The sequence below is a fragment of the Halococcus salsus genome (assembly GCF_009900715.1).
GTDB classification, from domain to species: Archaea; Halobacteriota; Halobacteria; order Halobacteriales; family Halococcaceae; genus Halococcus; species Halococcus salsus.
Genome location: NZ_JAAAJC010000007.1, coordinates 51,974 through 78,743, shown reverse-complemented (window position 1 = coordinate 78,743; position 26,770 = coordinate 51,974). Strand labels below are relative to the sequence as shown.

General features: G+C 67.2%; 25 protein-coding genes. 11 read left to right on the top strand and 14 right to left on the bottom strand.

The features are described from left to right. Window positions 1-175 precede the first annotated feature (175 nt). Complete coding sequence (gene alaS / locus GT355_RS14725; protein ID WP_160135322.1) at window positions 176-2,956, bottom strand: alanine--tRNA ligase; 2,781 nt, start codon at window positions 2,954-2,956, stop codon at window positions 176-178. 121 nt (window positions 2,957-3,077) lie between these two features. Between alaS and GT355_RS14720 the strand changes: the two genes are divergently transcribed. Further along, window positions 3,078-3,500, top strand: coding sequence for a hypothetical protein (locus GT355_RS14720; RefSeq protein WP_160135321.1), 423 nt, complete (start codon window positions 3,078-3,080; stop codon window positions 3,498-3,500). Window positions 3,501-3,517: 17 nt separating this feature from the next. Here GT355_RS14720 and GT355_RS14715 read toward each other — a convergent pair whose 3' ends face one another. Further along, window positions 3,518-4,825, bottom strand: coding sequence for an APC family permease (locus GT355_RS14715; RefSeq protein ID WP_160135320.1), 1,308 nt, complete (start codon window positions 4,823-4,825; stop codon window positions 3,518-3,520). 115 nt (window positions 4,826-4,940) lie between these two features. Between GT355_RS14715 and GT355_RS14710 the strand changes: the two genes are divergently transcribed. After that, window positions 4,941-5,597 (top strand): metallophosphoesterase family protein, encoded by a 657-nt coding sequence (locus GT355_RS14710; RefSeq protein ID WP_160135319.1) that lies wholly within the window; start codon window positions 4,941-4,943, stop codon window positions 5,595-5,597. Window positions 5,598-5,675: 78 nt separating this feature from the next. Here GT355_RS14710 and GT355_RS14705 read toward each other — a convergent pair whose 3' ends face one another. After that, entirely contained in the window at window positions 5,676-5,888 is a 213-nt protein-coding gene (locus tag GT355_RS14705; protein ID WP_160135318.1) for a glycine zipper domain-containing protein, read from the bottom strand. A gap of 47 nt (window positions 5,889-5,935) precedes the next feature. Beyond that, window positions 5,936-7,117, bottom strand: coding sequence for an aspartate kinase (locus tag GT355_RS14700; RefSeq protein WP_160135317.1), 1,182 nt, complete (start codon window positions 7,115-7,117; stop codon window positions 5,936-5,938). A 139-nt stretch (window positions 7,118-7,256) separates the two neighbouring features. On the opposite strand from GT355_RS14700, the gene GT355_RS14695 reads away from it, so the two are divergent. Continuing rightward, window positions 7,257-7,640 carry a hypothetical protein gene (locus GT355_RS14695; RefSeq protein WP_120073359.1) on the top strand — a complete coding sequence of 128 codons (384 nt, stop codon included), beginning with the start codon at window positions 7,257-7,259 and terminating at the stop codon, window positions 7,638-7,640. Window positions 7,641-7,731: 91 nt separating this feature from the next. Beyond that, a complete protein-coding gene (locus tag GT355_RS14690; RefSeq protein ID WP_160135316.1) occupies window positions 7,732-8,763 on the top strand; it encodes a sodium:calcium antiporter in 1,032 nt (343 codons plus the stop codon). Window positions 8,764-8,774: 11 nt separating this feature from the next. On the opposite strand, the gene GT355_RS14685 is transcribed toward GT355_RS14690, so the two are convergent. Further along, a complete protein-coding gene (locus GT355_RS14685) occupies window positions 8,775-10,358 on the bottom strand; it encodes a DNA-directed DNA polymerase II small subunit (RefSeq protein WP_160135315.1) in 1,584 nt (527 codons plus the stop codon). A gap of 89 nt (window positions 10,359-10,447) precedes the next feature. Here GT355_RS14685 and GT355_RS14680 point away from each other — a divergent pair, with 89 nt between their 5' ends. Beyond that, window positions 10,448-11,314 (top strand): S24/S26 family peptidase, encoded by an 867-nt coding sequence (locus GT355_RS14680; protein WP_160135314.1) that lies wholly within the window; start codon window positions 10,448-10,450, stop codon window positions 11,312-11,314. A 79-nt stretch (window positions 11,315-11,393) separates the two neighbouring features. Here the strand turns inward: GT355_RS14680 and GT355_RS14675 are convergent, their stop codons facing one another. After that, window positions 11,394-13,166: an ORC1-type DNA replication protein gene (locus tag GT355_RS14675; RefSeq protein ID WP_160135313.1), complete on the bottom strand. Its 1,773-nt coding sequence runs from the start codon at window positions 13,164-13,166 to the stop codon at window positions 11,394-11,396. Window positions 13,167-14,228: 1,062 nt separating this feature from the next. Between GT355_RS14675 and GT355_RS14670 the strand changes: the two genes are divergently transcribed. From GT355_RS14670 to GT355_RS14660, 3 genes are read left to right on the top strand one after another with little or no spacing between them, the layout of a single operon-like run. After that, a complete protein-coding gene (locus tag GT355_RS14670; protein ID WP_007690760.1) occupies window positions 14,229-14,861 on the top strand; it encodes an Era-like GTP-binding protein in 633 nt (210 codons plus the stop codon). Continuing rightward, window positions 14,861-15,298, top strand: coding sequence for a DUF2073 domain-containing protein (locus tag GT355_RS14665; RefSeq protein ID WP_160135312.1), 438 nt, complete (start codon window positions 14,861-14,863; stop codon window positions 15,296-15,298). Before GT355_RS14670 ends, GT355_RS14665 begins: the two co-directional genes overlap by 1 nt. A 38-nt stretch (window positions 15,299-15,336) precedes the next feature. Continuing rightward, window positions 15,337-15,882 carry an OapC/ArvC family zinc-ribbon domain-containing protein gene (locus tag GT355_RS14660; RefSeq protein ID WP_160135311.1) on the top strand — a complete coding sequence of 182 codons (546 nt, stop codon included), beginning with the start codon at window positions 15,337-15,339 and terminating at the stop codon, window positions 15,880-15,882. 266 nt (window positions 15,883-16,148) lie between these two features. On the opposite strand, the gene GT355_RS14655 is transcribed toward GT355_RS14660, so the two are convergent. The 6 genes from GT355_RS14655 to GT355_RS14630 all read right to left on the bottom strand — a co-directional run bounded on the left by GT355_RS14655 (window position 16,149) and on the right by GT355_RS14630 (window position 21,895). Continuing rightward, window positions 16,149-17,216: a DUF7973 family transport facilitator gene (locus tag GT355_RS14655; RefSeq protein WP_160135310.1), complete on the bottom strand. Its 1,068-nt coding sequence runs from the start codon at window positions 17,214-17,216 to the stop codon at window positions 16,149-16,151. Window positions 17,217-17,219: 3 nt separating this feature from the next. Beyond that, window positions 17,220-18,752 carry a glycerol kinase GlpK gene (gene glpK / locus GT355_RS14650; protein ID WP_120074354.1) on the bottom strand — a complete coding sequence of 511 codons (1,533 nt, stop codon included), beginning with the start codon at window positions 18,750-18,752 and terminating at the stop codon, window positions 17,220-17,222. Window positions 18,753-18,854: 102 nt separating this feature from the next. Next, window positions 18,855-20,033 carry a Cdc6/Cdc18 family protein gene (locus GT355_RS14645; RefSeq protein WP_160135309.1) on the bottom strand — a complete coding sequence of 393 codons (1,179 nt, stop codon included), beginning with the start codon at window positions 20,031-20,033 and terminating at the stop codon, window positions 18,855-18,857. Window positions 20,034-20,239: 206 nt separating this feature from the next. Further along, the gene (locus tag GT355_RS14640) at window positions 20,240-20,785 is read right to left on the bottom strand and encodes a hypothetical protein (RefSeq protein WP_160135308.1); all 546 of its coding nucleotides are present in this window, start codon (window positions 20,783-20,785) and stop codon (window positions 20,240-20,242) included. A 57-nt stretch (window positions 20,786-20,842) separates the two neighbouring features. Further along, complete coding sequence (locus GT355_RS14635) at window positions 20,843-21,421, bottom strand: DUF7090 family protein (protein ID WP_160135307.1); 579 nt, start codon at window positions 21,419-21,421, stop codon at window positions 20,843-20,845. 39 nt (window positions 21,422-21,460) lie between these two features. Further along, window positions 21,461-21,895 carry a DUF2391 family protein gene (locus GT355_RS14630; protein WP_120074346.1) on the bottom strand — a complete coding sequence of 145 codons (435 nt, stop codon included), beginning with the start codon at window positions 21,893-21,895 and terminating at the stop codon, window positions 21,461-21,463. Window positions 21,896-21,987: 92 nt separating this feature from the next. On the opposite strand from GT355_RS14630, the gene GT355_RS14625 reads away from it, so the two are divergent. Together GT355_RS14625 and GT355_RS14620 are read left to right on the top strand one after the other, a co-directional pair. After that, window positions 21,988-22,665, top strand: coding sequence for a class I SAM-dependent methyltransferase (locus tag GT355_RS14625; protein WP_160135306.1), 678 nt, complete (start codon window positions 21,988-21,990; stop codon window positions 22,663-22,665). 215 nt (window positions 22,666-22,880) lie between these two features. Beyond that, a complete protein-coding gene (locus tag GT355_RS14620; RefSeq protein ID WP_120074342.1) occupies window positions 22,881-23,768 on the top strand; it encodes a sulfurtransferase in 888 nt (295 codons plus the stop codon). A 79-nt stretch (window positions 23,769-23,847) separates the two neighbouring features. Here the strand turns inward: GT355_RS14620 and GT355_RS14615 are convergent, their stop codons facing one another. After that, window positions 23,848-25,071 (bottom strand): ABC transporter substrate-binding protein, encoded by a 1,224-nt coding sequence (locus GT355_RS14615; protein ID WP_160135305.1) that lies wholly within the window; start codon window positions 25,069-25,071, stop codon window positions 23,848-23,850. 130 nt (window positions 25,072-25,201) lie between these two features. Between GT355_RS14615 and GT355_RS14610 the strand changes: the two genes are divergently transcribed. After that, the gene (locus GT355_RS14610) at window positions 25,202-25,441 is read left to right on the top strand and encodes an antitoxin VapB family protein (RefSeq protein ID WP_160135304.1); all 240 of its coding nucleotides are present in this window, start codon (window positions 25,202-25,204) and stop codon (window positions 25,439-25,441) included. Here GT355_RS14610 and GT355_RS14605 read toward each other — a convergent pair whose 3' ends face one another. Next, window positions 25,442-26,542 (bottom strand): aminopeptidase, encoded by a 1,101-nt coding sequence (locus GT355_RS14605; RefSeq protein ID WP_160135303.1) that lies wholly within the window; start codon window positions 26,540-26,542, stop codon window positions 25,442-25,444. Window positions 26,543-26,770: the final 228 nt, after the last annotated feature.

Genomic DNA, 26,770 nt, shown 5'->3' with positions numbered 1-26,770 from the left:
CCGGAAGACGTGGTTCGAAACGGCTTCGCCGTTTCGTCATCACGAGAGAGCTTCGCTCTCTCGAACGACTTCGCGTCTTCCGAGCCTTGCTTCGCGATGCTCAGCAAGACAGGTTTTTGGACGGGGGCATCGGGCCGCTTCGCGGCCCTCAACCCCCGTCGAAAAAAGTGGAGGGTCAGGCGTTCAGCACACGCCGGAGCACGTCGGGTGCGTCGTCGAGCGCGGCGTCGAGGTCGTCGGTGTTGGGACCGCCGCCCTGGGCGAAGTCCGCGGGCCCGCCGCCGCCGCCGCCGACCCTCGCGGCGAGCTCGCCGACCACCTCGCCCGCGTCGATCCCGACGCCGTCGGGGACCGCGACCACGAACTGCGCGCCGTCCGCACCGCTCCCGACCACCGCGACCTGCCCGCCGTCGGCCAGGGCGTTCGCCGTCGCGCGGAGCTCGTCGACCGCGGCGTCGAGGCGCTGGATCACCGCCGTCGCGTCGCCGACGTCGACCTCCTCGCCGTCGACGCCGCCCGCGGCGCGCGCCTCCGCGAGTTCGGCTTCGAGGTCGTCGATGCGCTTGCCGCGCGCCTTCCACTCACTGAAGAAGCGCTCGGCGGTCCCCGGCACCTCCGCCGGCGAGACGTCGAAGGTCTCGGCCGCACCGTAGAGGGCGTCCTCGGTGTCCTGGGTCGCCGCGATGGCCGCCTCGCCCGCCGCGAAGGTCAGCCGTTCGACGCCGTCCTGGACGCGTTCGGTGGAGCGGACCTTGATCGCCCCGATGTCGCCGGTACGCGAAACGTGGGTCCCGCCGCAGGCCTGGACGTCGTCGGAGACGTGGATCAGCCGGATGTGCTCGCCCGGCGGGATCCCGCCCTGATAGAGGTCGAAGCCGTAGCGCTTCTCGGCGTCGTTGCGGTCGGGCCACTCCGCCGTGACCTGGACGTTCTCGGTGACGAGTTCGTTGACGCGGTGTTCGATCGCCTTGACCTCCTCGCGGGAGATCCGGTCGTAGTGGTGGATGTCGAGCCGCGACCTATCGAGCCCCTTCTGCGCACCGGCCTGCCGGATGTGGTCGCCGAGCACCTCGCGCGCGGCGTGACCGACGATGTGGGTCGCGGTGTGGTTGCGCATCAGCTGGCGTCGCCGGCCGGCGTCGATGGTCCCGCGAACGAACTCGCCGGTACCGGGGTCCTCGTCGGTGTGGTGGACCACGACGTCGCCCTCCCGTCGGACGTCCTCGACGTCGGCGGTGACGTCGTCGGTGTTCAGCGTGCCCGTATCGGCGGGCTGGCCGCCGCCCTCGGGGTAGAAGAGGGTCCGGTCGAGCACCACGTCGTAGCCGTCCTCGCGCTCGAAGACGTCGAGCACCATCGCCTCGAACTCCATGCGCTCCTGGTCGTCGTAGTAGCCGAGCTCGGTCTCGGGGAGGTCCGCGATCCGCTCGTCGACCGTCTCGGTCGCCGTCTCGTCGGCCTCGGGGTCGCCGTGACGCGCCGCGACCCGGCTGTAGAAGTCGTCGGGAACCGCGACCTCGGCCCCCTTCTCGCGGGCGATCTCGGCCACCATGTCGGGCTGGATCCCGTGTGAGTCGTAGAGTTCGAGGAGCTCGTCCGTGGGGATCGGTTCGTCGCGGTCGGCGTACTCCTCGGCGAGCTGGCGGACCCGTCGCCCACCGCGTTCGAGGGTTTCCCGATACTTCTCGAGCTCCGTCCGGACGATGTCGCGGATGGTGTCGCGGTTCTCGTAGCCGAGCCGGTCGGCCTGCATGTCGACCAGCTCGTCGAGCGGCGCGTCGATGTCGACGGTGTCACAGAGGCGTTTGGTCCGTCGGAGCACCATCCGGGCGAGATACCCGGTGGAGACGTTCGAGGGCACGATCTCGTCGCCGAGCATGTACGCGAGGGTCCGGCAGTGGTCCGCGACCGCGTAGATGGCTTCGAGGGGTTCGAGGAGCTCCCGCAGCTCGTCGACCTCGACGCCGAGCTGGTCGGCGATCTCGCCGCGAGCCGCCTCCGCGTCCTCGGCCTCGTCGATGTCCATGTGGCCCGAGAGCGTCGCCGCGCGCGTGACGAGTTCCTCCTCGTCGTCGGTGTGGTCGATCCCCGCGTGCTCCTTCAGGAAGTCGATCATCTCGGGGTAGATCGCCTCGTAGACGGTCGGCGTCCCCTGGGAGACCCAGGTCCAGCGTTCGAGGCCGTAACCCGTATCGACGATGTAGGTGTCCATCTTCGAGTAGCGGTTGCCGTCCTTCAGCTCGTAGTCGCCCTCGGGGTCCTGCTCCATCGACATGAAGACGAGCGTGGCGAGTTCGACCCCGCGATAGATGACCTCGATCGCCGGTCCGGCGTTGCCGCCGCCGACCCACGGGTCCTCGATGTAGGTGATCTCGTCGATGTTTGCCCCCATCGCCTCGAAGAACGAATCGCAGTAGCGGACGGTCTGGTCCTTCCAGTAGACCTCGCCCTCGTAGGCGTACTGGCCGGGGTCCTCGAGGTCCTCTCGTGCGTTGAACGCGGTGTGGGACATCATCTCGAAGGCCATTGTATGTCTTCCCGTCTTCCCGACGTTGTCGATGTCCTGCATCCGGATGCAGGGCTGGCTGATCGCGAGCGGGTTCGCCGGCGGCGGGCTCTTGCCGGCGGTGACGAGCGGCTGGAAGTCGTAGATCGACGCCTGGGTGAGCAGGACGTCGTCGCGCCAGCGGTTCGCCGCCACGGGGTAGGGGTCGACCCGTTCGTGGTCGTGCTCCTCGAAGAAGGCGAGGAACGCCTCGCGCATCTCCTCTAAACTGTGCGCCTCGTCGAGGCTCCGCTCGCCGATGAAGGCGTACTCGTCACACGGCGGTTCGCCACAGGTCTCCCGGCCCTCGTCGCGCGTCCAGAAGAACGACCCACAGCCCGGACACTCCTTCCGAGTGAACCCCTCCTCCTCGAAATACGCTAATTGGTACTCGGCTTCGAGCGTACTCATGATACGCAGTCAAACCGGCGTTCGCGTAAAACGGTTGCGTACCCGCTCACCGAAGCGGATTCACCCAGGACGACCCGGTCTCGTCGGTAGTTTTTTCGCGGTATCGATCGGGAAAAACGCAATGGCAATCCGTTTCCGATCGATCCGACCACCGACGTCGTGGCGCGAGGCGCTTCTCGTGGGTGCGGTCGCGTCCGCGGTCTACCCGCTGGTCGCGATCGGGTTCGCGTTGGCTGTCGGGCAGGACTTGCGTTTCTCCGGGGGCTTCCTCACGGGCTATCCGACCACCGTCGGTTTCACGCTCGGGACCGTCGGCATGCCGGTCGTCCTCTGGCTGCGATTCGGCTACCGTGGGCCGATAGCGCTGATGGGCCTGGTGCTCGTGTTTCTCACGTTCGTTGCACCACTCGTGGCTCCAGGAAGGGGCGACGCGCCGGCGTTCGCGCTGGCCATCTACTGGGCACCGTTCTACCTCGTGCTCTACGGCATCTCCGCCAGCATCGAGTTCTGCTATCGGCGCTGGCGGACGGACCCGGCCGACTGACCCGAGGGACGGTCAGTTCAGAGCGAGTCCTCGACCTCGCGGAGTTCGCGTGCGATCGGTTCGCGTTCGAAGTAGAGGAGTTCGACGGCGACGACGCCGACCGCGAGCGCGACCACCACGACGAACGTGTCGAACTCGGTGCTGAGGAGGTGTGAGAGCAGCGAGACCACCGCCGCGACCGCGCCGACCGCCCCGAACCCGGGGATAACGGTATCGAGGAGCGACTCGCGCTGGGTGAACGCCAGCGCGCTCATCCCGCCGAAGATCGTGATGAACGCGAGCGAGGCGAACGAGGTGATGGCGTCGAGGCTCCCGACGAGCACGAAGGCGGCGGTGAGGAGCCCGAGCACCACGAGGAGGCGCGTCGGTTCGTCGCCGGTCGCGCCACGGAGTCGGTTCGGGAGGAAGTCGTCGGCCACCATCCGTTTCGAGAGCCGCGCGGAGCTGAACAGGGTGGCGTTGAGCGCGCTCGCGGTCGAGAACAGCGCCGCGATGGCGACGAGCACGAAGCCCGCCTGGCCGAAGAAGGGCCGGGCCGCGACCGCGAGCGCGGTGTCGGCGTTTCGCTGGATCACCGGGAGGGGAACGAGGTCGGTCGTGACGACGGCGGCCAGCACGTAGAGCCCCGTGGCGGCGGCGATCGCGATGTAGACCGCGTTTCGAACCGTGCGCTCGGGGTTCGCGATCGAGTCCTGGTCGAAGAAGAGGAGTTCCCAGCCCTCGAACGCGACGAACGCGAGGCCGCCGGCGACGACCGGCCCGACCCCGAAGTGCTCGAATCCGGTGACGAGTTCGCCGTTGGTGAAGCCGTAGTAGACGCCGGCGACGCCGAACACGAGGAGGATCGAGACTTTGACGCCGACGAGGAGTTCCTCCGAGCGGCCCGAAGCGTGCGCCCCGGCGGTGTTGAGCGCCACGAAGATCCCGACCACGAGGACCGATATCAGGGGACGGAGCGGCACTCCGGCGACGTTCGCGACCCCGACGAGTTCGGTGAAGTAGCCACCGAAGGCGAAGGCGTAGAGCGACATCGTGCCGACGTAGCCGATGACGAACGTCCAGCCGACCATCCCGGCGAGCGTCGTGCTGCCGGTGAACCGCTCGACGTAGGTCATCGGGCCGGCGTTGCCGCCGGCGAGCCGGTTGAGCCGGACGAACGAGTAGCCCGCACACGCCGCGATCAGCCCCGCGACCACGAACGCGAACCACGCGAGGGTGTCGGCGGTGACCGCGACGACGCCGAGCGCCGCGAAGATCCCGCCGCCGACCATCCCCCCGATCGCCATCGAGACCGTCTCCGTGAGGTTCAATCCGCCGTCGGTCATGTCGACTGCAGGTCCGGCCCGGATTTATACGTCCTGAACCCGCCGTCCGACGCGAACCGCGAGCCGTCCCGGCCTCGCACCCCGCGTTGAAGGCCGTGGAGGGTCGAGGGGGAGCATGAACGTCGGCGTCATCTCGGATGTCCACGGGAATCGAGTCGCGCTCGACGCGGTCTTCGACGACATGCCGCCCGTCGACGGGCTGGTGTGTGCGGGCGACGTCGTGGGCTACAACCCCTGGCCCGGCGCGTGCGTCGACCGCGTCCGCGAGCGTTCGATCCCGACCGTGATGGGCAACCACGACCGGGCGACCACGACCGGCACCGCCTTCGGCTTCAACAGCATGGCCGGCGCGGGCGTCGAGTACGCCCGCGAGCAGCTCGACGCCGATCAAATGGACTGGCTCGGGGGACTCCCGGACGAGCGCACGGAGTTCGACCGGGTGAAGGTCGTCCACGGCCACCCCGACGACCCCGACCGCTACACCTACCCTGACCTGTTCGGCCCCGAGATGCTCGGCGAGGAGGACGTGCTCGTGCTCGGGCACACCCACGTCCAACACCACGAAATCTACGACGAGGGGATCGTCATGAACCCCGGCAGCATCGGCCAGCCCCGCGACGGCGACCCGCGGGCGGCGTACGCGATCCTGGACCTCGACGCGATGACGGTCGAGGAGCGCCGCGTCGAGTACGAGATCGACGCGGTCGAGCGCGCGGTGACCGAGGCGGGCCTGCCCGAAGCCATCGGCAGCCGACTTCGGAAGGGGCGGTGAGCGAGCCTCGACCCGGGTGCATCGTGTTCGGGAGTACTGTTCGGGAGGAGGTCGGTATCGCGCAGAGCGCGCTCTCGGTCACTCGTCGTCGAACTGAGTGCTGAACGCCGCTCCGAATGCCGTGCCGATGCCGGCACCGACCGCGAGCCATATCCCGACGTCGTCGGTGGCGACGCCGAGCGCGGCCCCGATCCCGACGCCAAGCGCGAGACCGAGCCCCATTCCCTTCGGGTTCACTGGGCCGTCGTCGCCACCGTTCTCGTCGACCCCACCGCTCGTGTCGGTTCCCATGCGGGAACTGTCGCGGTGAACGGGATAAAGCTACGCTCGCCGTCCGGTCAGCGGAACGTGTCCTGGATGACCGAGAGCGCCTGTTCGCGGTCGTCCCAGTCGACGAACACCGCGACCGAGGTGGCGCTGGTGATCACGTCGTGGACCGCGATGCGTTCGTCCGCGAGGGTCTCGATCATCCCCTGGACGACCCCCGACTGGGTCGGGAGCTCGCCGCCGGTGACCCGGAGCGCCGCGACCTCCTCGTCGACGGTCACACTGGAGAGCGCGTCCTCGTTGATCACCCGCTCGTGGAGGACGGTCTCGGCCTCGGCGCTCTCGCTGGAGTAGACGTAGAAGGTCACCGAGTCCAGCCCGCTGGCCGCCGCGTCGATGTTGATGTCGACCTCCGCGAGCGCGCCCGAGAGCGCCGCGAGGATCCCGGGGCTGTTGCGGATCGCCCGGCCCGCGACGGTGAGACACGCCAGCGGCTCCTCCTGGAGGTCGATCAGGGTCTCGAAGGTGCCCTCGATGTGGGTGCCGCCCTGGAGGAGGTCGCCGTGCTGGTAGTGGACGACACGGACGGTGAGGTCAGTTGTTTTGTAGTTGAGCGCGCTCGGCGCGATCACCTCCGCGCCGCGGAACGAGAGGTTCCGGAGTTCGTCGACGCTTATCTTCGCGACGTTGCGTGCGCCCTCCACGACACGGGGGTCGCCGGTCATCACGCCCTCGACGTCGGTGACGATCACGACCTCGTCGGCCGCCATGTAGTTGCCGAGCATCACCGCGGTCGTGTCCGAGCCGCCGCGGCCGAGCGTGGTGACCGAGCCCGCGTGGTCCTCGGCGAGGAAGCCGGTGATGATCGGGACCATGCCGTCGAGCTGGTCGGCGAGCGCCTGGGCGCGGCGGGTGGTCTCCTCGACGTCGACCTCGCCCCGCGAGTCGGTGACGACCGGCCAGTGCTCCGAGCCGGGTTCGAGGAAGGTCGCGTCGACCCCACGGGCCGAGAGCGCGGCCTTCACCATCCGTGCCGAGGTCCGCTCGCCCATGCTCACGATCTCGGCGCGGTCGGCCTCGTCGGCGTCGAACTGGATCTCCCGGAGGAGGTAGTCGGTGGTCGAGCCCATCGCGCTGACGACCACCGCGATCTCGTGGCCCGCCTCGACCGCCGCGGCGACCGAGTCCGCCGCTCGGTTCACCCGCGAGCCGCTGCCGAGGCTCGTGCCGCCGAACTTGGCTACGACCCGCATCGTCGACTCCGTCGCCCGCAAACCCTCGCTGGCGTGTGAATGTAGGACATGGTTGCCGGTTGGACGGACCGGGGATAACTGCTTCCATCCGTTCTCCGGTCGGCTGAGGGTTTAAGCGCGCACCGCCCCTCCGAGGACCATGGAGGTTCGCGATGCCGTCGAGGCCGACGCGGAGCCCCTGGCCGCGCTCGCGGACGCGCCCGCCGAGACCATGCGCAACCTCGTCCACGACAGGACCGTGCGGGTGGCCGACGACGGGGGGCGAGTGGTCGGGTTCGTGAGCTTCGACGCCCGGCGCGACGCAGTGCACGTCACGCAGTTCGAGGGGGATCGCGAGGTCGCCGAACGCCTCCTCCGCGAACCCGGTCGGTTCGCCGACGGCGAGGGGATGCCGGTCGAACTCCTCGTCGAGGCCGACCGTGAAGGTCTCCGGGCCGCGGCCCTCGACGCGGGCTTCGAGGAACGCGGCTCCGGGCCGCGGTTCGACGGCGCGGAGACCGTCGCGTTTCGACGCGACCCGTAGGGGTCGCTCGCGGCTGGCGGGTGGAGCGGTCCGGTGACGAACTCGTCGTCATCGGTGGATTCAAACCCGTGATCGCTGCATTTTATCACCAATGGTACTCGGCGGACTCCTCCCGAGCACACCCCCGGTGAACGTCGCCGTGATCCTCGTTGCCACCGGGTTCATCTGGTTCGGGAGCGGCTGGCTGGAGGCGTCGGCCGAGCGACTCGGAAGCTACTACGGCCTGCCGGCAGTAGTACAAGGATCGGTAGTAGTTGCAGTGGGATCGAGCTTTCCCGAACTGTCGAGCGTGGTGCTCACCGCGCTCGCGGGCTCGTTCGACATGGGCGTCGGGGCCATCGTGGGGTCGGCGGTGTTCAACATCCTCGTGATCCCCGCGCTCGCGGGCCTCACCACCGACGACGACCTCGAAGCCAGCCGGACGATCGTCTACAAGGAGGCCCAGTTCTACATGGTCGCCGTCGCGACCGTCGTGGTGACGTTCGCGCTCGCGGTGATCTACAGCCCGGTTCCGGGGACCGAGCTCGTGGGGGAGATCACCCGCCCGCTCGCGATGATCCCCCTCCTGCTCTACGGGCTCTACCTCTTCATCCAGTATCAGGACGTCAGCGACTACGACGCCGAGGGGACGGGGGAGACGAACGTGCTCCGCGCGTGGGGGAAGCTCGTCGTCGGGCTGGTCGTGATCCTCGTCGCGGTCGAAGCGCTGGTGAGCGGGGTCGAGTCGCTGAGCACGACCTTCTCGATCCCGGCGTTCCTCGCGGGCGTGACGATCATCGCGGCGGCCACGAGTTTGCCCGACACCCTCGTGAGCGTGCGCTCGGCCCGCCACGGCGAAGGCGTCACCAGCCTCGGGAACGTGCTCGGCTCGAACACGTTCGACCTCCTCGTGGCGATCCCGGTCGGGGTGTTGATCGTCGGGAGCGCGCCCGTCGACTTCGCGGTCGCGGTGCCGATGCTGGGGGTGTTGACCCTCGCTACGGTACTCCTGTTCACCGCCATGCGAACCGAGCTCTCGCTCACCACGCTGGAGTCGTACACCCTGCTCGCTGCCTACGTGCTGTTCGTAGGGTGGGTCGTGGCCGAGACCGTCGGTCTCACGCACGTGATCAAGACCGTCTGAGAGACCGCGCGTCAGAACTTCTGGATCGTGAGGTCGAGGGTGTCGAGGTCGACGACCGGCGCGTAGCCGACGTCGGGGTCGATGTTGACGCTACGCTGGAAACCGGTCTGTTCCTGCCAGCAGCCCGAGTTGAGCGCGAGCACGTCGTGGTACTTGCCGTAGCCGAGTTTGTGGACGTGACCGGTGTGAAAGACGTCGGGGATCTCGTCCATCACGAGGTAATCCCGCTCCTCGGGGGAGATCCGGATGTGACCACCGTACTGGGGCGCGACGTGGCGCTTCTTCAGGAGCTGGTACATCGGTTTGTGGGGCTCCTCGTAGCTGGCTTTCGACTCGGGGAGTTCGGCGATCACCTCGTCGAGGCTCACGCCGTGGTACATCAGGATCTTCACGCCCTCGACGGTAACCATCGAGGGGTTGCCCGAGATCCGGGCGTCGTGGGCGGTCATGATATCCCTGAGTTCCTCGGTGAAGCCGGGCTGGGGTTCGGCCAGCCGGACGGCGTCGTGGTTGCCCGGGATCATCAGGATCTCCATGTCGCCCGGGACTTCCTTCAGATACTCCGAGAAGCGCTCGTACTGCTCGTAGATGTCGACGATGTCGAGCTCTTCGTCCTGGTTGGGGTAGACCCCGACGCCTTCGACCATGTCGCCGGCGATCAGGAGGTACTCGACCTCGGCCGCCTCGTCGGTGTGGAGCCAGTCGGCGAAGGCCGACCAGCGGTCGCGGGCGAACTCCTGGCTGCCGACGTGCACATCTGAAATGAGGGCGGCGCGGACGTGGCGGTCGGCGGTCGAGGGCCGGTGGTTTCGGGGGATGTCGGGGAAGTGGAGGTCGTCGACGAACAGGATGCCGCCGTCGCCCGCGAGGGTGCCCTCGACGGCGATGACCTCGTCGAGGAGGAGTTCGTCGACGACGGAGGCCAGATCGCGGTCCTTCATGATGAGACAGGGGAAGGTCCCGGTGGTGTCCTCGAGTTCGACGAGCCAGTGGCCGTTCGCGGTCGAGCGGATGTCCGAGATCATCCCGACGATCGCGGCGTCGCTCCCGCCCGCCATCGCGTCGATGGCGCTGGCCGGTCGGTGGTTGACCCGCGAACGGAGCATCCCCGAGAGCTGCTCGTAGCGGTCACGAAAGGTCCGCACGAAGTCCTCGTAGGTTCCGGTTCCGGTGGAGCGTCCGGTGATGTCGCCGGCCACCGCGAGCGAACGTCGTTCGGGGTCGTTCGCCCCTCTACCGGCCGCTCCGGCCCCATACCCGTCGGTCGACCCCTTCGTTTCAACTGGAGAATGGGTCTCGGCGTCGTCGGGTGAGTCGGGGGTTCCAGTCGAAACAGAGGGGTTGTCGGGATCGATTGTCGGGGTTTCCGGGGGGGTGGACTCCTCGAACACGGGGGCGCGGTCGGTTTCGTCGATGGCTGCCCGGGCGTGGTCGGCAGTAAGCGTGAGCGCGTCGTCCGGGGCGGCGTCGACGGCGCGTTCGATCGCGATTTCGGGGTCGCTCGCACCCGCGATGAGGGTGACGGCCTCGCGGTCGGCGTTGTAGCCGTGGCTGGCGAGCGCGGTGACCACCCGAACCGAGGACGAGCGCGGCACACACGGTCTTCCGCGGCGCGGAGCAAAAACGTAGCGGACCCGGACGTCGGAAGGAAACGTTGAAACGACCGTGAACGGAAGGGGTGGTAATGGCTTCCGGAGACGGTGAGGATTCGTGGGAGTGGAACGACCGGGAGACCGGCTCCGGGGGCGACGGGGACGAGGACGGCGACGGGAACGAGGCGAGCGATGGCGGGCCGCTCTCGCGGGTTCGCTGGTTCTTCGACACCGACGAGGAGTGGGTGGTGTTCGTTCGGGAGGTGCTTTCGAGCCTCGGGATCGTCGTGGTGATCGGGCTGGTGTTGTTCGCGGTGAGCGGGCTCTGGCCGCCGCTGGTCGCCATCGAGAGCGAGAGCATGACCCCCCACATGCAGAAGGGCGACCTCGTCTTCGTCATGGAGGAACACCGGTTCGCGGGCGGGGCGGCCCAGGACGGAACCGGCGTGGTGACCTATCGGTCGGGGGCCGCCGCGGGGTACACCCAGTTCGATGAGCCCGGCGACGTCATCGTCTATCAGCCGGACGGCGACTCACAGGCGACGCCGATCATCCACCGCGCGCGCTTCTGGGTGAACGAGAGCGAGAACTGGTACGAGAAGGCCAACGAGTCCTACCTCGGGACCGCCGAGAACTGCGAGGAGCTAGCGAACTGTCCCGCCCCGCACGCCGGGTTCGTCACCAAGGGCGACGCCAACGACGCCTACGACCAGATCAGCACCGGTCTGGACCCCATCAGCGGTCCGGTCGAACCCGCCTGGGTCGTCGGCACCGCCGAACTCCGGATCCCGTGGCTCGGGAAGATCCGACTGTTCTTCGGCCAGGTGAGCGCCGCGCCGGGCAGCGCCGCACCGACCGGCCCCGCGGGGAACGAGACCGTTGGGGCGGCTGGTCCCGCGGTAAACGGAACGAACACGCCGACCGCGAACGGAGCCGCCCCGATCGCGGCAGCGCCCTGACGACCTGCTTGTCGGCGTGTGGGCTTGGGGTGGGCTCCGCTGATGAGTTCTGATTCGGCCGGTCGAGGTGGGTGAGAACTCAGTTGTCGAAGCGCGCCTGGACGAACGGTTTGACGTCCTCGATGTCGCCGAGCCGTGAGTCGCTGGTGAGGACGGCTTCGGTGTCCTCGATGGGGACCGAGAGGTTCATCTCCTTGGTCCGGCCGTAGCGACCCTTCGAGACCACGACCGCGTTGACGATCCCGAGCATGTCGAGTTCGGAGATGAGGTCGGTGACGCGGCGCTGGGTCAGGACGTCGGCGTCGATCTCGTCGCAGAGTCGACGGTAGATGTTGTAGACCTCGCCGGTGTTGATGTTCTTCGCGCCCTTGCGTTCGAGGAGGATCACGGCAAAGAGGACGACCTTCGACTGGGTGGGGAGTGTGCGGACCACCTCGACCACCCGGTCGATCTCGATCTTCTCCTGGGCCTCGCGAACGTGGTCCTCGTCGACCCGGTCGGTCTGGCTCCGCTCGGCGAGTTCGCCGGCGGTCCGGAGGAGGTCGAGCGCGCGCCGGGCGTCGCCGTGTTCCTGGGCGGCGAAGGCCGCACAGAGCGGGATGACGTCCTCGGAGAGCGCGTCGTCGACGAACGCGAGCGTCGCGCGCGCGGCGAGGATGTCCCGGAGCTGGGTGGCGTCGTAGGGCGGGAAGACGATCTCCTCTTCTCCCAACGAGGACTTCACCCGGGGATCGAGGAACTCGGTGAACTTGAGGTCGTTCGAGATCCCCATGATCGAGACCCGTGAGTTGTCGAGTTCGGAGTTCATTCGCGAGAGGTTGTAGAGGGTGTCGTCGCCCGACTTCTCGACGAGTTTGTCGATCTCGTCGAGCATGATCACCACGACGCGTTCGCGGTAGTCCACCGCGTCGAAGAAGGTGGCGTAGACCCGGTCGGTCGGCCAGCCGGTCATCGGCACCGGCTCGAACTCGTCGAGGTCGGTCTCTAACTCCTCGATCCGGCTTTCGACGGCCTCGGGGGTCTCGAACTCGGTGCCGTCGAGCGCCCCCGGGTTCGTCTCGGCGCGGTCGGCGAGCGCACGGACCTCGTCGAGGCGCTCCTCGACGTGTCGCTGGTTGGCCTCGATGAAGGTGTTCGCGAGCTGGGCGAGCACCCGATACTGGGTGTCGGTGACCTCGCAGTTGATGTACTCGACCTCGCAGGGGACGTCGTATTTTTGCGAAGTGGTTTCGAGCTCGTTGCTCACGAACTTCGCGCTCGCGGTCTTCCCGGTCCCGGTCTTGCCGTAGATCAGGATGTTCGAGGGGGTCTCCCCACGGAGCGCGCCGACGAGGATCGTCGCCATGTTGTTGATCTGCTCGTTGCGGTGCGGGAGACGCTCGGGTGTGTAGGAGGGCCGCAGCACGTCCTTGTTCTCGAAGATCGGGTCGCCGCTCAGGAGGTCGTCGAACAGCCCCTGGGAGGAACTCCCCCCGCTCTCCCCGCCCTCCGGGGAGGGGTTCGGGTCCGTGACCGATGCCATCCCGTCGTCGACACTCGGGTCGGACGCCGATCCGAGCTCGTCCGCGGAGTGGACCGCGAACGGGTCGGAGTCGGTGGGGTCAGTGGGGTCAGTGGAGTTGGCCGCCGCGGGCCGGTGGTCCGGTCGGCTGGCCTCGTTCGTGGTCTCCTCGGCGGCGGAGTCGTCGGGGATATCGAGGCCGTCCCCGACAGCGGACTCGTTCGGGAGGTCGGAATCCTCCGTGTCGCCGGGGTCGTTCGCGTCGGCCTCCCCATCGTCGGTATCGCGTTCTCCCTCCGGAAAGGGCTCCTCGCCGTCGTGGTCGTCGGGTGTCGGGTCGTCTCGTGTCATAGCAGTTCGGTGTTTAGAACCCCTTGCTTTCGGATGGAGGACGCACCACGCATACCCGGAGGAGCGCGAATATCAGGTGTAGAAGACGGCTACGGGGGTATGAGATGAGCGGTGGCGCGTGCGTCCGCCGTGAATCGTCCAGCGGAACCAGAGGTGGGGAGTATATTAATCTTGTCGATCGAACGATCGAAGGAATCCACCGACCTCGAACCGTCCCGATTTTCACCGGACCCGGCCGCTTCTGATCCTCCCCGATCCTCCTCGATTCCCACTGACTCCTCCCAACGCCCGCCGATTTCGGTGCTACGGAACGGAACCCGTCCCGAACGAGGCGAAGGACTGGTCGACGTGAGAGCGGCTGAGCGACTGAACGGCCTGAGACGAACGGTGAGGATGGTTTCCATCTTCGTTCGCAGAGGTGGTACGTCGCCGTTCGGGTTCCATCGATGGTCGAGCGTGTCGAGCGTATCGGATGTGTCGGATGTGTCGGATTGAATATGAATATGATTGGTGATGGTCGTTTGATGTCGGTGAGCCCCCCACCCCTTCGTTTCGGGTGGAACCGTTGGAGAGGGAGGATGGGCTCGGAGAGGGAGTTTACCAGGGGAAGAACTAAGTGAGAAGCCTGAGAACAGTAACCGAAGAACAGGAAGAGGGGTTGCTCTTGTTGGTTGTAGTCGTTTCTAGATTCCGTCTAGTTCGTTCCTAGATCGTCTTCGCTCGTCGTTCTTGATGATCTCTAGACCAGTTCGGACGGAGTGCCATCGGTTCGATCGAGACCGCACCGAACGACCACCTCCATCCCATCCCTGTCGACGGGGTCGATCCCGGCTCCACCCGAAACGGAGGGGTGGGGGTGTCGGCAGGAGGTATGCTCTACGGTAATATCCATCGTGACTACCGTCCTCACAGCGTCGGGAGAGGTGCTATCCGACGGGTGGCACGGTCGTTCGACCGGAGGGGGACGGTATCCAAAGCCTGATACGTGTCTGACGTGGGTTTAAGTGCATGCACCGACGTTCTCCGTCCAGATCCGCCCGACGGTCGGGCGGGGGGAGATAAATGGGACTGCTCACTGGACTCCGGAACAGCATTTCGAACTTCTTCACGGGCGGGCAGAAACAGCGCCGTATCGGGATCTACGGACCGCCGAACGCCGGCAAGACCACGCTCGCGAACCGGATCGCGCGCGATTGGACCGGCGACGCGGTGGGGCCCGAAAGCCAGGTTCCACATGAGACCCGTCGAGCCCGCCGGAAGGAGGACATCGAGATCGAGCGCAACGGCAAGTCGGTGACCATCGACATCGTGGACACGCCCGGTGTCGCCACCAAGGTGGATTACACCGAGTTCCTCGACCACGACATGGAGAAGGACGACGCCGTCCGGCGCTCGCGCGAGGCCACCGAGGGCGTCGCGGAGGCGATGCACTGGCTCCGCGAGGACGTCGACGGCGTGATCTACGTGCTCGACTCGGCGGAGGACCCGTTCACGCAGGTCAACACCATGCTGGTTGGCATCATCGAGAGTCAGGACCTTCCGGTGTTGATCTTCGCCAACAAGATCGACCTCGAGGAATCGAGCATCCAGCGCATCAAGAACGCCTTCCCGCAGCACGAAACGGTGCCGCTCTCGGCGCTCGAAGGGGAGAACATGGACGAAGTGTACGAAAAGATAGCGGAGTACTTCGGCTGATGGCCGACGCAGACGACGACCCGAGCATCGGTGCCGGCGACGATGGCAACGGCGAGGACGAGAGCCCCGCCCCGTCCGACAGCGTCCAACTCGACATGATCAGCGGCGAGCGGATGGACCAGCTCACGAGCATGGAGAAGATCCGGCTGATCCTCGATGGGGTCCACGACGGCAACATCGTGATCCTGGAAGAGGGGCTCGACCCCGACGAGGAGTCCAAACTCATCGAGGTCACCATGACCGAGATCAGCCCCGACGGGTTCACCGGGATCGAGATCGAGACCTACCCCGGGGCCGGCCAATCGAGCGGCGGCCTCTTCGACCGCCTGATGGGTCGAAGTTCCGACACCAAGCTCACCGTGATCGGCCCGGCCAACCGGCTCGAAACCCTCCATAAGGACGAGACGCTGATCAGCACCCTCGTCACGCGTCGGTAACTCCAAACCTAGTTCCGCCCCCCACCCGTACGCCTCCTATGCCTCATCAATGCACTCAGTGCGGTCACACGTTCCCCGACGGCTCGAAGGAGATGCTCTCGGGCTGTCCGGAGTGTGGGGGCAACAAGTTCAAGTTCGAACCCGCCGCCGACGCACGCGCCGAGGGCGCGAGCGCCGACGCGGAACCGTCCGCACCGGGTGAGAACCCGGCACAGGCCGACGCGCGACGCGAGGTCGTCTCCGGGGACGACCACCCCACCGACACCGCCGACCCCGACTCGACCGGAAACGAAGGGGTGTCGAACGAGAGGGTACCGGAGACACCGACGAACGAGCTCGGCGACCCACCCCCCGAGACCGAGTCGACGACGGACACGCCCGACCCATCGGACGAATCCGACATGGCGGCGCTCCGGCGCGAGCTCGACGACCAGTTCGAGAGCATCAAGATCCTCGAACCGGGTCAGTACGAACTCAACCTGATGGAACTCTACAACCGGGAGGAGTACATCATCGCGCTCCGGGAGGACGGCCAGTACGTCATCGAGGTTCCCGAGACGTGGCTCGGCGACGACGAAGCGTAGTCCGACCGACGAGCCAGCGGGTCTTCGAACGAACGAGCCACAGCGAGTCGTCGAACGAACGAGCTTAGCGAGTAACCCAACCCACACGAGTCGACGTTCGAATACCCCGGCGGTCCACAAAATAAGCACTTAACACACCGCCACGCGAACCCGATCCCATGAGTCAACCAACCAAGATCGTCCTCGGGACGGTCGTCACCGCCATCGTGGTCGCGCTGGTCGTCATGGTCGCACTGGGGTTCGCCTGAGAACGGGTCTCGGGCCGGTTAGAGCCCGAGGTACGACGAGGTCGGGAAGAGTCCCACGAGGTAGCCGATGCCCACGATGAACATCGCGACCATGATCGCCATCGCGGGCGGGTCGACGTGGGTGCCCGAGTGCGAGTAGAGGATCCGTTGCATGCCCTCGCCGATGACCCCGGTGAGGCCACCGAAGACGCCCGCGACGAGGATCGTGAGCACCGGACTCCCGAACCACGCCGCACCGATCACCGCACCGACCGAGCCGAGCAGGGTGATGTGGTGGGTGACGGGGATCCGCTCGACGCCGAGGTTCAAGAAGAGCAAAGTCATCGCGGAGAACGCGTAGCCGAGGAAGACGCTCCCGGTCTCGATCCAGATGAACCCGCCGAGCACGCCGCCCACGACGCCGATCGCGGTGACGCCGGACCACTTGTACTGGTGGCCGAGCCACGGCTGGACCGTGAGCTGTTCGCGTTCGACACCGCCGTCGGTCATCGGTTTCGTCTCGCCGCGCTCGAACGGCGACATGTCGAGGAGCGACGACCCGGCCGCCGACCCGACGATCGGGTAGCCGAAGGCCGCCCGCGCGACCAGTGCCGATATCACGACCGCCAGCGCGATGCCGTCGGTGGGAACGCCGAGCCCGCCCGCGACCTGTGTGATCAGCATGCCGAGGAGCCCGAAGACCGCGCCGACCGCGAGGATGTCGGGTTTGGTGCCGTAGGCTTCGGTGATGACCTTCCCCGGGTGGTAGTCCCAGCCCGCGGGCGTCATCTCGGGGTACTTCTTCCCGACGTAGGCCGAGGCCGCCACGCCGGCGGCGAAGGAGACGTGCGGGCCGAACACCATCCCGAACCCGATCGAGTCCGTGATGCCGGCGGTGGCGGCACGTTGGATGCCCGAGATACCGCCGACGTCACCACCCAGAACTTCGAGCCCTTCACCGAGGAAGACCGCGAAGCCCGTGAAGACGAACGCGGGGAGCGCGCCGAGTGCGGCCGCGAGCGCGCCGCCGGCGAGGGCGGCGATCGCCATCATGAGGAACTCTTCGACGCCGAGGCCGATCACGGGGATCTGGAGGAGTGCCTGCATCGATCAGTCTTCCCGTGCCCAGTCGAGCGAGCGGTCGACCGCGTCGTGCCAGCGCTCGTACATCGCGTCGCCCTCGTCGGTCCGTTTCGGGGCGAACTCGCTGTCGACCTGCCAGTTCTTCCGGAGTTCGTCGGCGGTCTCCCAGTAGCCCACCGCGAGCCCCGCGGCGTACGCGGAGCCGAGCGCGGTGGTCTCGTCGACCTCCGGACGAACGATGTCCACACCGAGCACGTCGGCCTGGAGCTGACAGAGGAAGTTGTTCTTGACCGCCCCGCCGTCGACTCGGAGCTCCTCGACTTCGATCCCGGAGTCGTGCTCCATCGCCTCGGCGACGTCGCGGGTCTGGTAGGCTATCGATTCGAGCGTCGCGCGGACGATGTGTTCGCGGCGCGTGCCGCGGGTCATCCCGACGATGGTCCCACGTGCGCGCTGGTCCCAGTGGGGCGCGCCCAGCCCGGTGAAGGCCGGGACGAGGTAGACCCCGTCCGTCGAATCCACGCTTCGCGCGAGGTCCTCGGTCTCGCTCGCGTCGTCGATCAGCCCGACGTCGCCGAGCCACTCGACCGCCGCGCCGGTGACGAAGATCGAGCCTTCGAGCGCGTACTGGACGGGTTCGCCGGAGCGCTGGAAGCCCACCGTCGTGAGCAGCCCGTTGTCGCTCTCGACGGCCTCCTCGCCGGTGTTGAGCAGGAAGAACGATCCGGTTCCGTAGGTGTTCTTCGCGTCGCCCTCGTCGAAGCACGTCTGGCCGAACAGCGCGGCCTGCTGGTCGCCGAGCGCGCCCGCGACGGGGACCTCGGCACCCAGGAAGCCGTCGGGATCCGTGGTGCCGTAGTAATCCTCGTCGCTGGAGGGACGGACCTCGGGCAGGGTCGCGCGCGGAACCCGGAACTCCTCCAAGAGTTCGTCGTCCCACGCCATCTCGTGGATGTCGAACAGCATGGTTCGCGAGGCGTTGGTCACGTCCGTGACGTGATTGCCAGTGAGTTTCTCGATCAGCCACGAGTCGATGGTGCCGAAGTGGAGGTCGCCGGCCTCGGCGCGCTCGCGGGTGTCGGCGGGCCGCGCACGCTGGAGCTTGATCGGGTCGGCGTTGTCGAGGAGCCACTCGGCCTTGGTGGCCGAGAAGTAGGCGTCGGGCTGGAGGCCGGTCTTCGCCTGGATGGTCTCGGCCTTCCCGTTCGCTTCGAGCTCCTCGACCCGGTCGGTGGTCCGGCGGTCCTGCCAGACGATCGCGCGGTGGATCGGCTGGCCGGACTCGGCGTCCCAGAACAGCGTGGTCTCGCGCTGGTTGGTGACCCCGATGGCTTCGAGCTGGCTGGCCTCGATCCCCGCGCTGTCGAGGGCTTCACGTACCACCGACTGGGTCTTCTCCCAGATCTCGACCGGGTCGTGCTCGACCCAACCGGGTTCGGGATAGAACTGCTCGTGTCGTTCGTAGGCGTTGGCGACGACTCGGCCCCCATGGTCGAAGACCATGAATCGGGTGCCCGTCGTTCCCTGGTCGACCGCGCCGACGTAGGTGTCTGGTGTCATGAGTAGGTGCCCGGCTTCGGGCGAACGACACCGTTCTTTACTGGCGGTGCCGTATTACCCGTAACGAATACTGTCGTTCATGATAAAACTTTCCACGTTCTCTCAGGGTGTCGACGACGCGAGGTCGTAGAGTCGGCGGAAGACCAGCGCCGGAAAACACGGTTCGAGCCCGCTCGGCGGGCGTCCGAGCCCGTCGGTTCGGTCGGTGGAGACCCGTCGGACGATCCCCGAATCGGCGAGCTCGTAGAGAATTCGTTCGACCGTCGTCGCCGACAGCCCCACCGTGTCGGCGGCCGCCACCCCGGCCGCCGCCGCTCGAACCGACTCCCGGTCGGCGGCGTCGAGGTCGAAGAGTTCCCGGAGGACGCGCTGGCGGTTCGCCGGGAGCGAGCGGATCCGGCCGACCGCGGTACACGGTCGGGGGACCCCCTCGATACCGGCATCGAGCGCGTCGGGACCGATCCGGTTCTCGCCGGCGTCGTCGGCGACCACCGCGGCCCCGAACACCGCGGCGAGCGCGTCGTGGGCGTCCCCGTCGGCCCACTCGGCGACCCGACGGGTGCTCTCGTGGTCGAGCGCGCCGCGCGCGAGGCCCGCCGACGCCCGGTCCGAGAGGATGTCCGCGAGGAGGTACGGCGGCGCGAGGTCGATCGCGACCGTCTCGCTCGGGGACGGGTCGAGCTCCTCGGGCGGCGTTCGTCCCACGCCGACCCACGCCACCGACCCCGAGACACCGTCGAGGAACTCGGCGACGGCCCGGAGCGACGGCGTCTCGGGGTCACCGAGATGGTCGACCGCCACCACGGCCCGCCGACCGGACGAGGCGACGTGGTCGGCGAGCAGCGACCGGAACCGGCTCGCGCTGACGCCGTTCTTCGGCACCGGTTCGTCGACCAGTTCGTCGAGGATGGCGTGACGGAGCGCGAACTCGGTGGTCGCGTGGCGGGCGTCGACGTAGCCGAAGGTGACGGTCGCGGCGTCGTCGACCCGGGTGGCGGTGTGGATGCTCGCGCGCGACCCGCCCTCCAGCCTGCGGAGCTCGCCGAACAGCGCCGTGACGAGCGCCGACTTCCCGGCCCCTTTCGGTCCCCAGACGTAGGTGTTCGGCGGGACCGCTCCCTCGAACGCGGGGTCGAGCCGGTCGAGCAGCCGTTCGAGCACCGGCCCCCGTCCGACCGGGTCCCGGACGTGGGCAGCGGGGTTCACCGCTTCGGGGTCGCGGATCACCTGCGGACCGTTCTCGGCACGATAGCGGCGGGCGATGCGGTCTCTGATGTCCATTGCTGGGTTCGTTTCGGACGACCCTCGGGCGTCCACCCGCGAGCCGTCGTCTACTCACGACTCACGGCCGGTTTCAATAAACATTATTATACGGGAACATACCACGAACGTTTCCGATTTCCGTTCGCAGGTCGTCTCCCGTTCGCCAGCACCCGGTTCGTACTTTACTGGCGGCTCGACAGGGAGGACTCGACGGACGGAACGACTCACGCGGGCGCTATCGGGAGGTCGTGATCGTCGAGCAGGAGGGCCTTCGCGGTCTCGAACTCGTCCGCCGCGAGCGGCGTTCGCGTACAGACCCCGATACGGCGTTTCTTCGCGTCGCCGTACTCGTGGTAGCGAACCACGACGTGTGGTGCCCTGAACAGCCGCTTCTGACGTGGCTCGACCGAGTCGACCGCCCGAAGCGGGATCGTCCGGTCGTCGGTGTAGCCGCGGAACCGCCGTCGGACGAACCGACGGAGGACGTGGACGGCGTAGACCACTCCGACGACGACCACGAAGACGCCGACCCCGAGCGGGAGCCATCGCCAGTCGACGAACAGCGCCCGATAGACGAGCTGACCGACCGAGAACGCCCCGAGCAGAACGACTCCCACGAACCGGAGGACACCCCGCTCGTACCGCTGTTCGTGCGAGCGCTTCGCGTTCCGCAGCGTCCGCACGAGCCGTCCCCGAACCCCGAGCGATTCGAGGCGGACCTCGCCGTGTTCGACGACGCACCAGCCCTCCCTCGTTCGAAACCGTCCCATCGTTTCGATTCGAGCGAGAACGAACAAATCATTTGTGCCGGCGGCCGAACGGGATCCTCAGAACTCGCCGCTGACGCTGCCGTCGGGGTCGAGCGAGACGACCCCGTCGAACAGGTCGCGGTAGCCCTCGACCACCTCGTCGTCGTGGACCTCGCGCGCGAGGTGGAAGACACCGACGGCGTCGTATTCCTTCAACAGATCGAGCAGGGCTTCGACGGCCTCGCGGGTGCGTGCCTCGTCGGCGTAGTAGGCCATCTCCGTGATCGAGTCGACGCTGATCCGGCGTTTGCCGTCGTGTGAATCCAGGAACTCGCGGACGGTCTCGACGATCCCGTCGAGGTCGTCGGGGGCGGCGACGTACCGGACGCCCTCGCCGGAGCGTCGCGAGTAGCCGCGTTCGATGCTGAGGGTGTCGAGGATGGTCGCCTTCTCGCGGTCGACGTCGTAGTGTTCGAGCTTCTGTTCGACCTCGCGGGCGGTGGTTCGGGTCGAGATGACCAGGAGGTGGTCGGTGTCGGTGTTCAGGAAGTCGGTGTCGATACGGTCGGTCTCGCCGGTGCTCGGGTGGACCAAGAGCACGCCGGTCCCGCCGGGAATCGTCTCGGGGGTGTCCTCGACTGTGAGGGCATAATCCATGCGCGAACCGGGATGGCGACCCCCTTAATCCCACCGACGTCAGAACACGCTGTCGGCGGTGGCCGCCCCGACCACGCTGAACACCGATGCGATGGCGGCCGCGTGGAGGGTGACCATCGGCCACCGGTCCCGGGGAACGTCGAGACCCGCGAGGAACGTCCACGGTGCGCCGAAGACCGCCATCAGGATGGCGACCGAACCGAACGAGACGAACATCAGCGAGACGAACCGGATCGGGACCCCGCCGACCTCCGCCTCGGCGTCGGGGTCGCGGTCGACGTCGGCCTGATAGAGCGCGCCGTAGCCGATGACGAACACCATCCCGACCGCGACGAGCCACTGGACCGTCGAGGTCTCGGCCGCCGCCACCCAGACCTCCTCGGTGATCACGAACGGGCCGGCGAGCAGGAACCCGCCGACGATCTGCTGGGCGAAGTCCGCGACCTTGAACCGGGGTATCCGTCTCCGCGCCATGTCGGTGGGTTATCCCCGGCCCTCAAGACATCTCCGCTCTCGGGGCCGGTCCACGCCGAACGGGTTTTCACGCCCACCCCCATCTTCGGGCCATGAGCGCTCGCGAGGAGTTCGACGCGTGGGCCGCCGACGGCCGCGACCGCGGAATGGAGGACCGCCACTGGCACACCGCGAAGCACGTCCTCGGACGGATGCCGGTCGAGGCCGGGGAACGCGTGCTCGACCTCGGAACGGGGAGCGGCTACGCCGCCCGGGCGCTCGCCGACGCTGCGGACGCCCACGCCTATGGGCTCGATGGCTCCCCCGAGATGGTCCACAACGCGCGGTCGTACGCCGACGACTCCCGCCTCGAGTTCCTCGTCGGCGACTTCGGCGCGCTGCCGTTCGCCGACGACTCGTTCGACCACGCCTTCTCGATGGAGGCCTTCTACTACGCCGCGAACCCCGTCGAGACACTCCGGGATCTCCGGCGGGTGCTCCGCTCGGGGGCCACTTTCTCCTGTGCGGTGAACTACTACGAGGAGAACACCGCGAGTCACGACTGGCAGGACGCGATCGAGATCCCGATGACCCGCTGGGACATGGACGAGTACCGCGCGGCCTTCCGCGAGGCGGGGTTTCACGTCGCGAGTCAGGACACCATCCCGGACCGTGAGATCGAGATCCCGCCCCGTAGTGAATTCCCGACCGAGGGCTTCGAGAGCCGCGAGGCGATGGTCGAGCGCTACCGGACCCTCGGGACGCTGCTGACCGTGGGTGTCGTTCCCTGACCCCGACACGCGCGAAGTGTGAGTAACATCGTCCGGTTTCGTCGGTCCGTTCGCCCCCGCCTCCGGGCCCACGCGGCCGCTGGCGGTCGGTCGGCCCGTGACTTCGACTGGAACCGCCCAGGATCCGGCAGAAATCTCCGGTATACGTGGAGCACTGGCGGAACCTGCCGAATGTATCGGTAATATATGCCCCGGGTGCGAAACGGGGAGTGGACATGAGTGACTACGCAAACGACGTACTGGTGTCGGCGGACTGGGTCGAGGAGCATCTCGACGAGTTCCAGGACGAGGACTCGGGCTATCGACTGCTCGAAGTGAACAACCCGACCGTGACGGCGGATTCGGAGTACACCGCCTACGAGGAGGGTCACGCGCCGGGCGCGATCTTCTTCGACTGGGAGGAGGACTTCACCGACCAGCAGACCCGCGACATCCTCTCGAAGGACGCCTTCGAGCAGACGATGGGCGAGGCGGGCATCACCGAGGACGACACGATCGTGTTCTACGGCGGCGGTCGGGTCCCCAACTGGTTCGCGCTCTTCGCCTACTGGCAGGCGAAGTACTACGGCCACGAGGACGCGAAGGTGCTCGACGGCGGGAAGGGCTACTGGGTCGCCAACGACTACCCGCTCACCGAGGAGGTCCCCGACTTCTCGTCCCAGGAGTACAACGCCCGTGGTCCCTTCGAGTCGATCCGCGCCTACCGCGACGACGTCGACACGGCCATCGACCAGGGCCTGCCGATGGTCGATGTGCGCTCGCCCGAGGAGTTCTCCGGCGAGGTCATCGCGCCCGAGGGGCTCAACGAGACCGCCCAGCGCGCGGGCCACATCCCCGGCGCGTCGAACGTCCCGATCGCGACCATCCTCAACGACGACGACACGTTCAAGAGTCCCGACGAGCTCCGCGAGATCTACGCCGAGGCCGGCGTCGACGGCGAGGAGTCGACCATCGCCTACTGCCGCGTCGGCGAGCGCTCCTCGATCGAGTGGTTCGCGCTGCGCGAGCTCCTCGGCTTCGAGGACGTCCGCAACTACGACGGCTCGTGGACCGAGTGGGGCAGCATGATCCGCACCCCGATCGAGACCGGCGACGGCAACTGAGGCTCGCAGAACCCGACTTTTATTTCGAGGCGGTCCGGTCACCGACCACCCCGAGGACCACCTCCGTCGTCGCGCGTCGTCAGACGTCTCCCGTGATGATATTCGCGACCCGCTCGCGGTCGAACAGTCGCTCGTCCGGTGGGAACTCGGGATACGGGCCGCCGTCGTAGTCGGGCCACGCCCCGAACCGCTCGGGATAGAGCTCTTTCGCGACCATCTCCGTCTGGAAGAGGTTCATTATCGGGCCGCCGTACCGGGCGCTGAGCGGATAGACGCGGTCGTTTTTCACCGCCGAAACCTCGCTGGCGACCGGGTCGTCCCGGAGGTTCCGCTTTTGTGCCCGCCAATCGTCCGCCCGAGCGAACGCGTTCTCGACGAGGACGACCTCCGGGTCGGCTTCGGCGAGCGCCTCCACACCGATCGTCTCCGCCTCCGGCACGTCGTCGAACACGTCATCGACGCCGAACGGACGCGTGTGGGAGCGAATGAAGCCCGGCCCGTTCATGTGGAAGACCCAGATCTGGCTCAGGTCCGGTGACGTCATGACCCGCGCCGTCCGCGGCCGGTCACCGCTCGTCGGAAGCGTGGAGGCGACCGTCGCATCCAGATCGGCCTTGACGTCCGAGAGCGCGTTGTAGCGTGCTTGCTCCTGGAAGACCTGTGCGACCTTCTCGAAGACCTCCCAGAGGGAGTAGTACTGATATCGGTCCGCCCAGTCCGCCGGCGGGTCGGCGTGGTCCCGGCTCAACGCGTTCCCGAACCACGGTGCGACCGCCGTCCGGACTTCCTCGACGTCCGCGGTATCCCACGCGTCCATCGTCGAGACGTACGCCGGGTCGGCCAGGTGGAGGTCGCTATCGAGCTCGTAGAGCGCTTCCTTCTCGGGGTTCCACGAGTCGTAGAGACCCGACCAATCCACCGAGACACCGTCGAGCCGTTCGAGGATTTTGTCGTAGTTCCCCTCGAAGTTGGCGGGGCTGTACATCGCGTTGAGCGCGTCGCCGTGCCCGAGCGCGACCACCATGTCCGTGTGATGCACGAGAACGGTGAAGACGTTCTCCGGGGGCGTTTCGAACTCGACGGTGCCCGCAGGGGCCATCGTCACCGAGTACGACCCGTCCGACGTGTCCGTCTCGGTTTTCGAAGCGGACGCCGTTCCGGCTCCGTCCGTCGTCCGAGCCGGCGTCGTGCCCGAGCCCCCACCGGAACAACCCGCCAACAACCCGCCGCCGACGACCGCTCCGCTGTACTTGACGTAGTCTCGCCGCGTCGGTGCCTCACGACCGCCGTCTTCGCTCGCCATGCGTTTTAGGCTCGGCTAAACCGTGATAACAGCTTCGATCTTTAGGCCGACCTAATTCGACCGAGCTGTCTCGTATCCAGCGAGTTGGGGCGGCGGACCCCTCGACAAGACCGCACACGTCCGTGTGCATATGGGGACCAGGACCGTCCGGCTGGACGACGAGGCCTACGAACGCCTCGCCAGCCGAAAGCGCGAAGGCGAGAGCTTCTCGGACGTCGTGAAGTGGGTGGCCGGCGAGCGGTCGTTGCTCGAACTCGCCGGTATCCTCTCCGACGAGGAAGCCGCGGAACTCGAAGCGGCGACCGAAGGGGGTCGAAAACGGCCGCGGGAACGGTCCGACGAAATCGGCCGTCGATTCGAGGTGTTCTGATCAGCTCTCGAAACCGTCCTCGAACCGGAAGGTACCGTCGCGCTGGATGACTTCGCCGTCGACTTCGATCCGTGAATCCTGGCTCATGTCGACTATCATATCGACGTGCTGGGCGCTCTGGTTCTGCTCGTTGCCCTCGCCGATGTTGTCGTCGTAGGCCCGCCCGACGGCCATATGAACTGTGTCGCCCATCTTCTCGTCGAAGAGCATGTTGTAGGTGAAGCGGTCGATATCGCGGTTCATCCCGATACCGAGTTCCCCGAGTCGGCGCGCGCCCGCGTCGGTTTCGAGGATCGTCTCCAGGAGGTCCTCGTTCTTCTCGGCGCTGTGTTCGACGACGTTCCCACTCTCGAAACTGAGCTGAACGTCCGTGATCTCGCGTCCGCGGCGGTAGACCGGCTTGTCGAAGTGGACCTCGCCCTCGACGGAGTCGGGGACGGGAGCGGTGAACACCTCGCCGCCGGGGAGGTTGTGGGTGTCGGTGTCGTTGATCGCGAGGTTGCCCGCGATCGACATCCGAACGTCGGTGCCCTCGCCCGAGACGATCCGGACCTCCTCGCCGGGGTCGAGGATCTCGACGAGGTTCTCCTGAAAGTCGGCTTGGGCGTCCCAGTCCTTCAGGACCGCGTCGTAGACGAAGTTCTCGTAGGCTTCCGTACTCATCTCGGCGAGCTGGGCGTTCGCCGGGGTGGGATACTGGGTCAGCGTCCAGCGGTCCGAGAGCCGTTCGTTCAGGATCGGGCCGTGGGCCTTCTCGTAGTTCGAGTTCACGTCGGGGTCGACGTCGCCGAGTTCGGTGACGTTTCCGTGGCCTCGGATGATGGCGTGACAGTCGGCGGCCTCGATCAGCGCCTGCTGGTGGGTGGGGGTCTCGAACTCGACGTCCGCCTCGTCGGCGGCCCGGAGGTAGGCCCGGATCGCCCGCCCGCTCCGGTTGGTTCGGATCGCGAGCGGGTGGGCGTCGCGCTCGCCCGCGATCTCGTAGAGCGCGGTCACGAGTTCGTCGGCCGCGGGTTCGGCCTTGATCACGAAGTTATCGCCCGCCGAGAGGTCGAGCGCGTCGGCGATCAGGAGGGCGTGTTCCCGGATACGTGGGTCCATAGCCGAGGATCGCCGCGATTCCGCAAACCAGTTTCGGAAGCCGGATCGCGGTTTCTGCCGTTGAAGCCCACCCCGTCCGGAAGCGGTTCGGCCGAACGGGAATCTCCAGCTCGACGCGGGGCGGTTGGCGCGCGGGAGGGCCGCAGGCCCGATCGCGCGAGGGGTGAGCGACGTGAGTGAACGAAGTGAACGAGCGGAGCGAATCGGCTGGGGAGGCGTGTGGCCGTC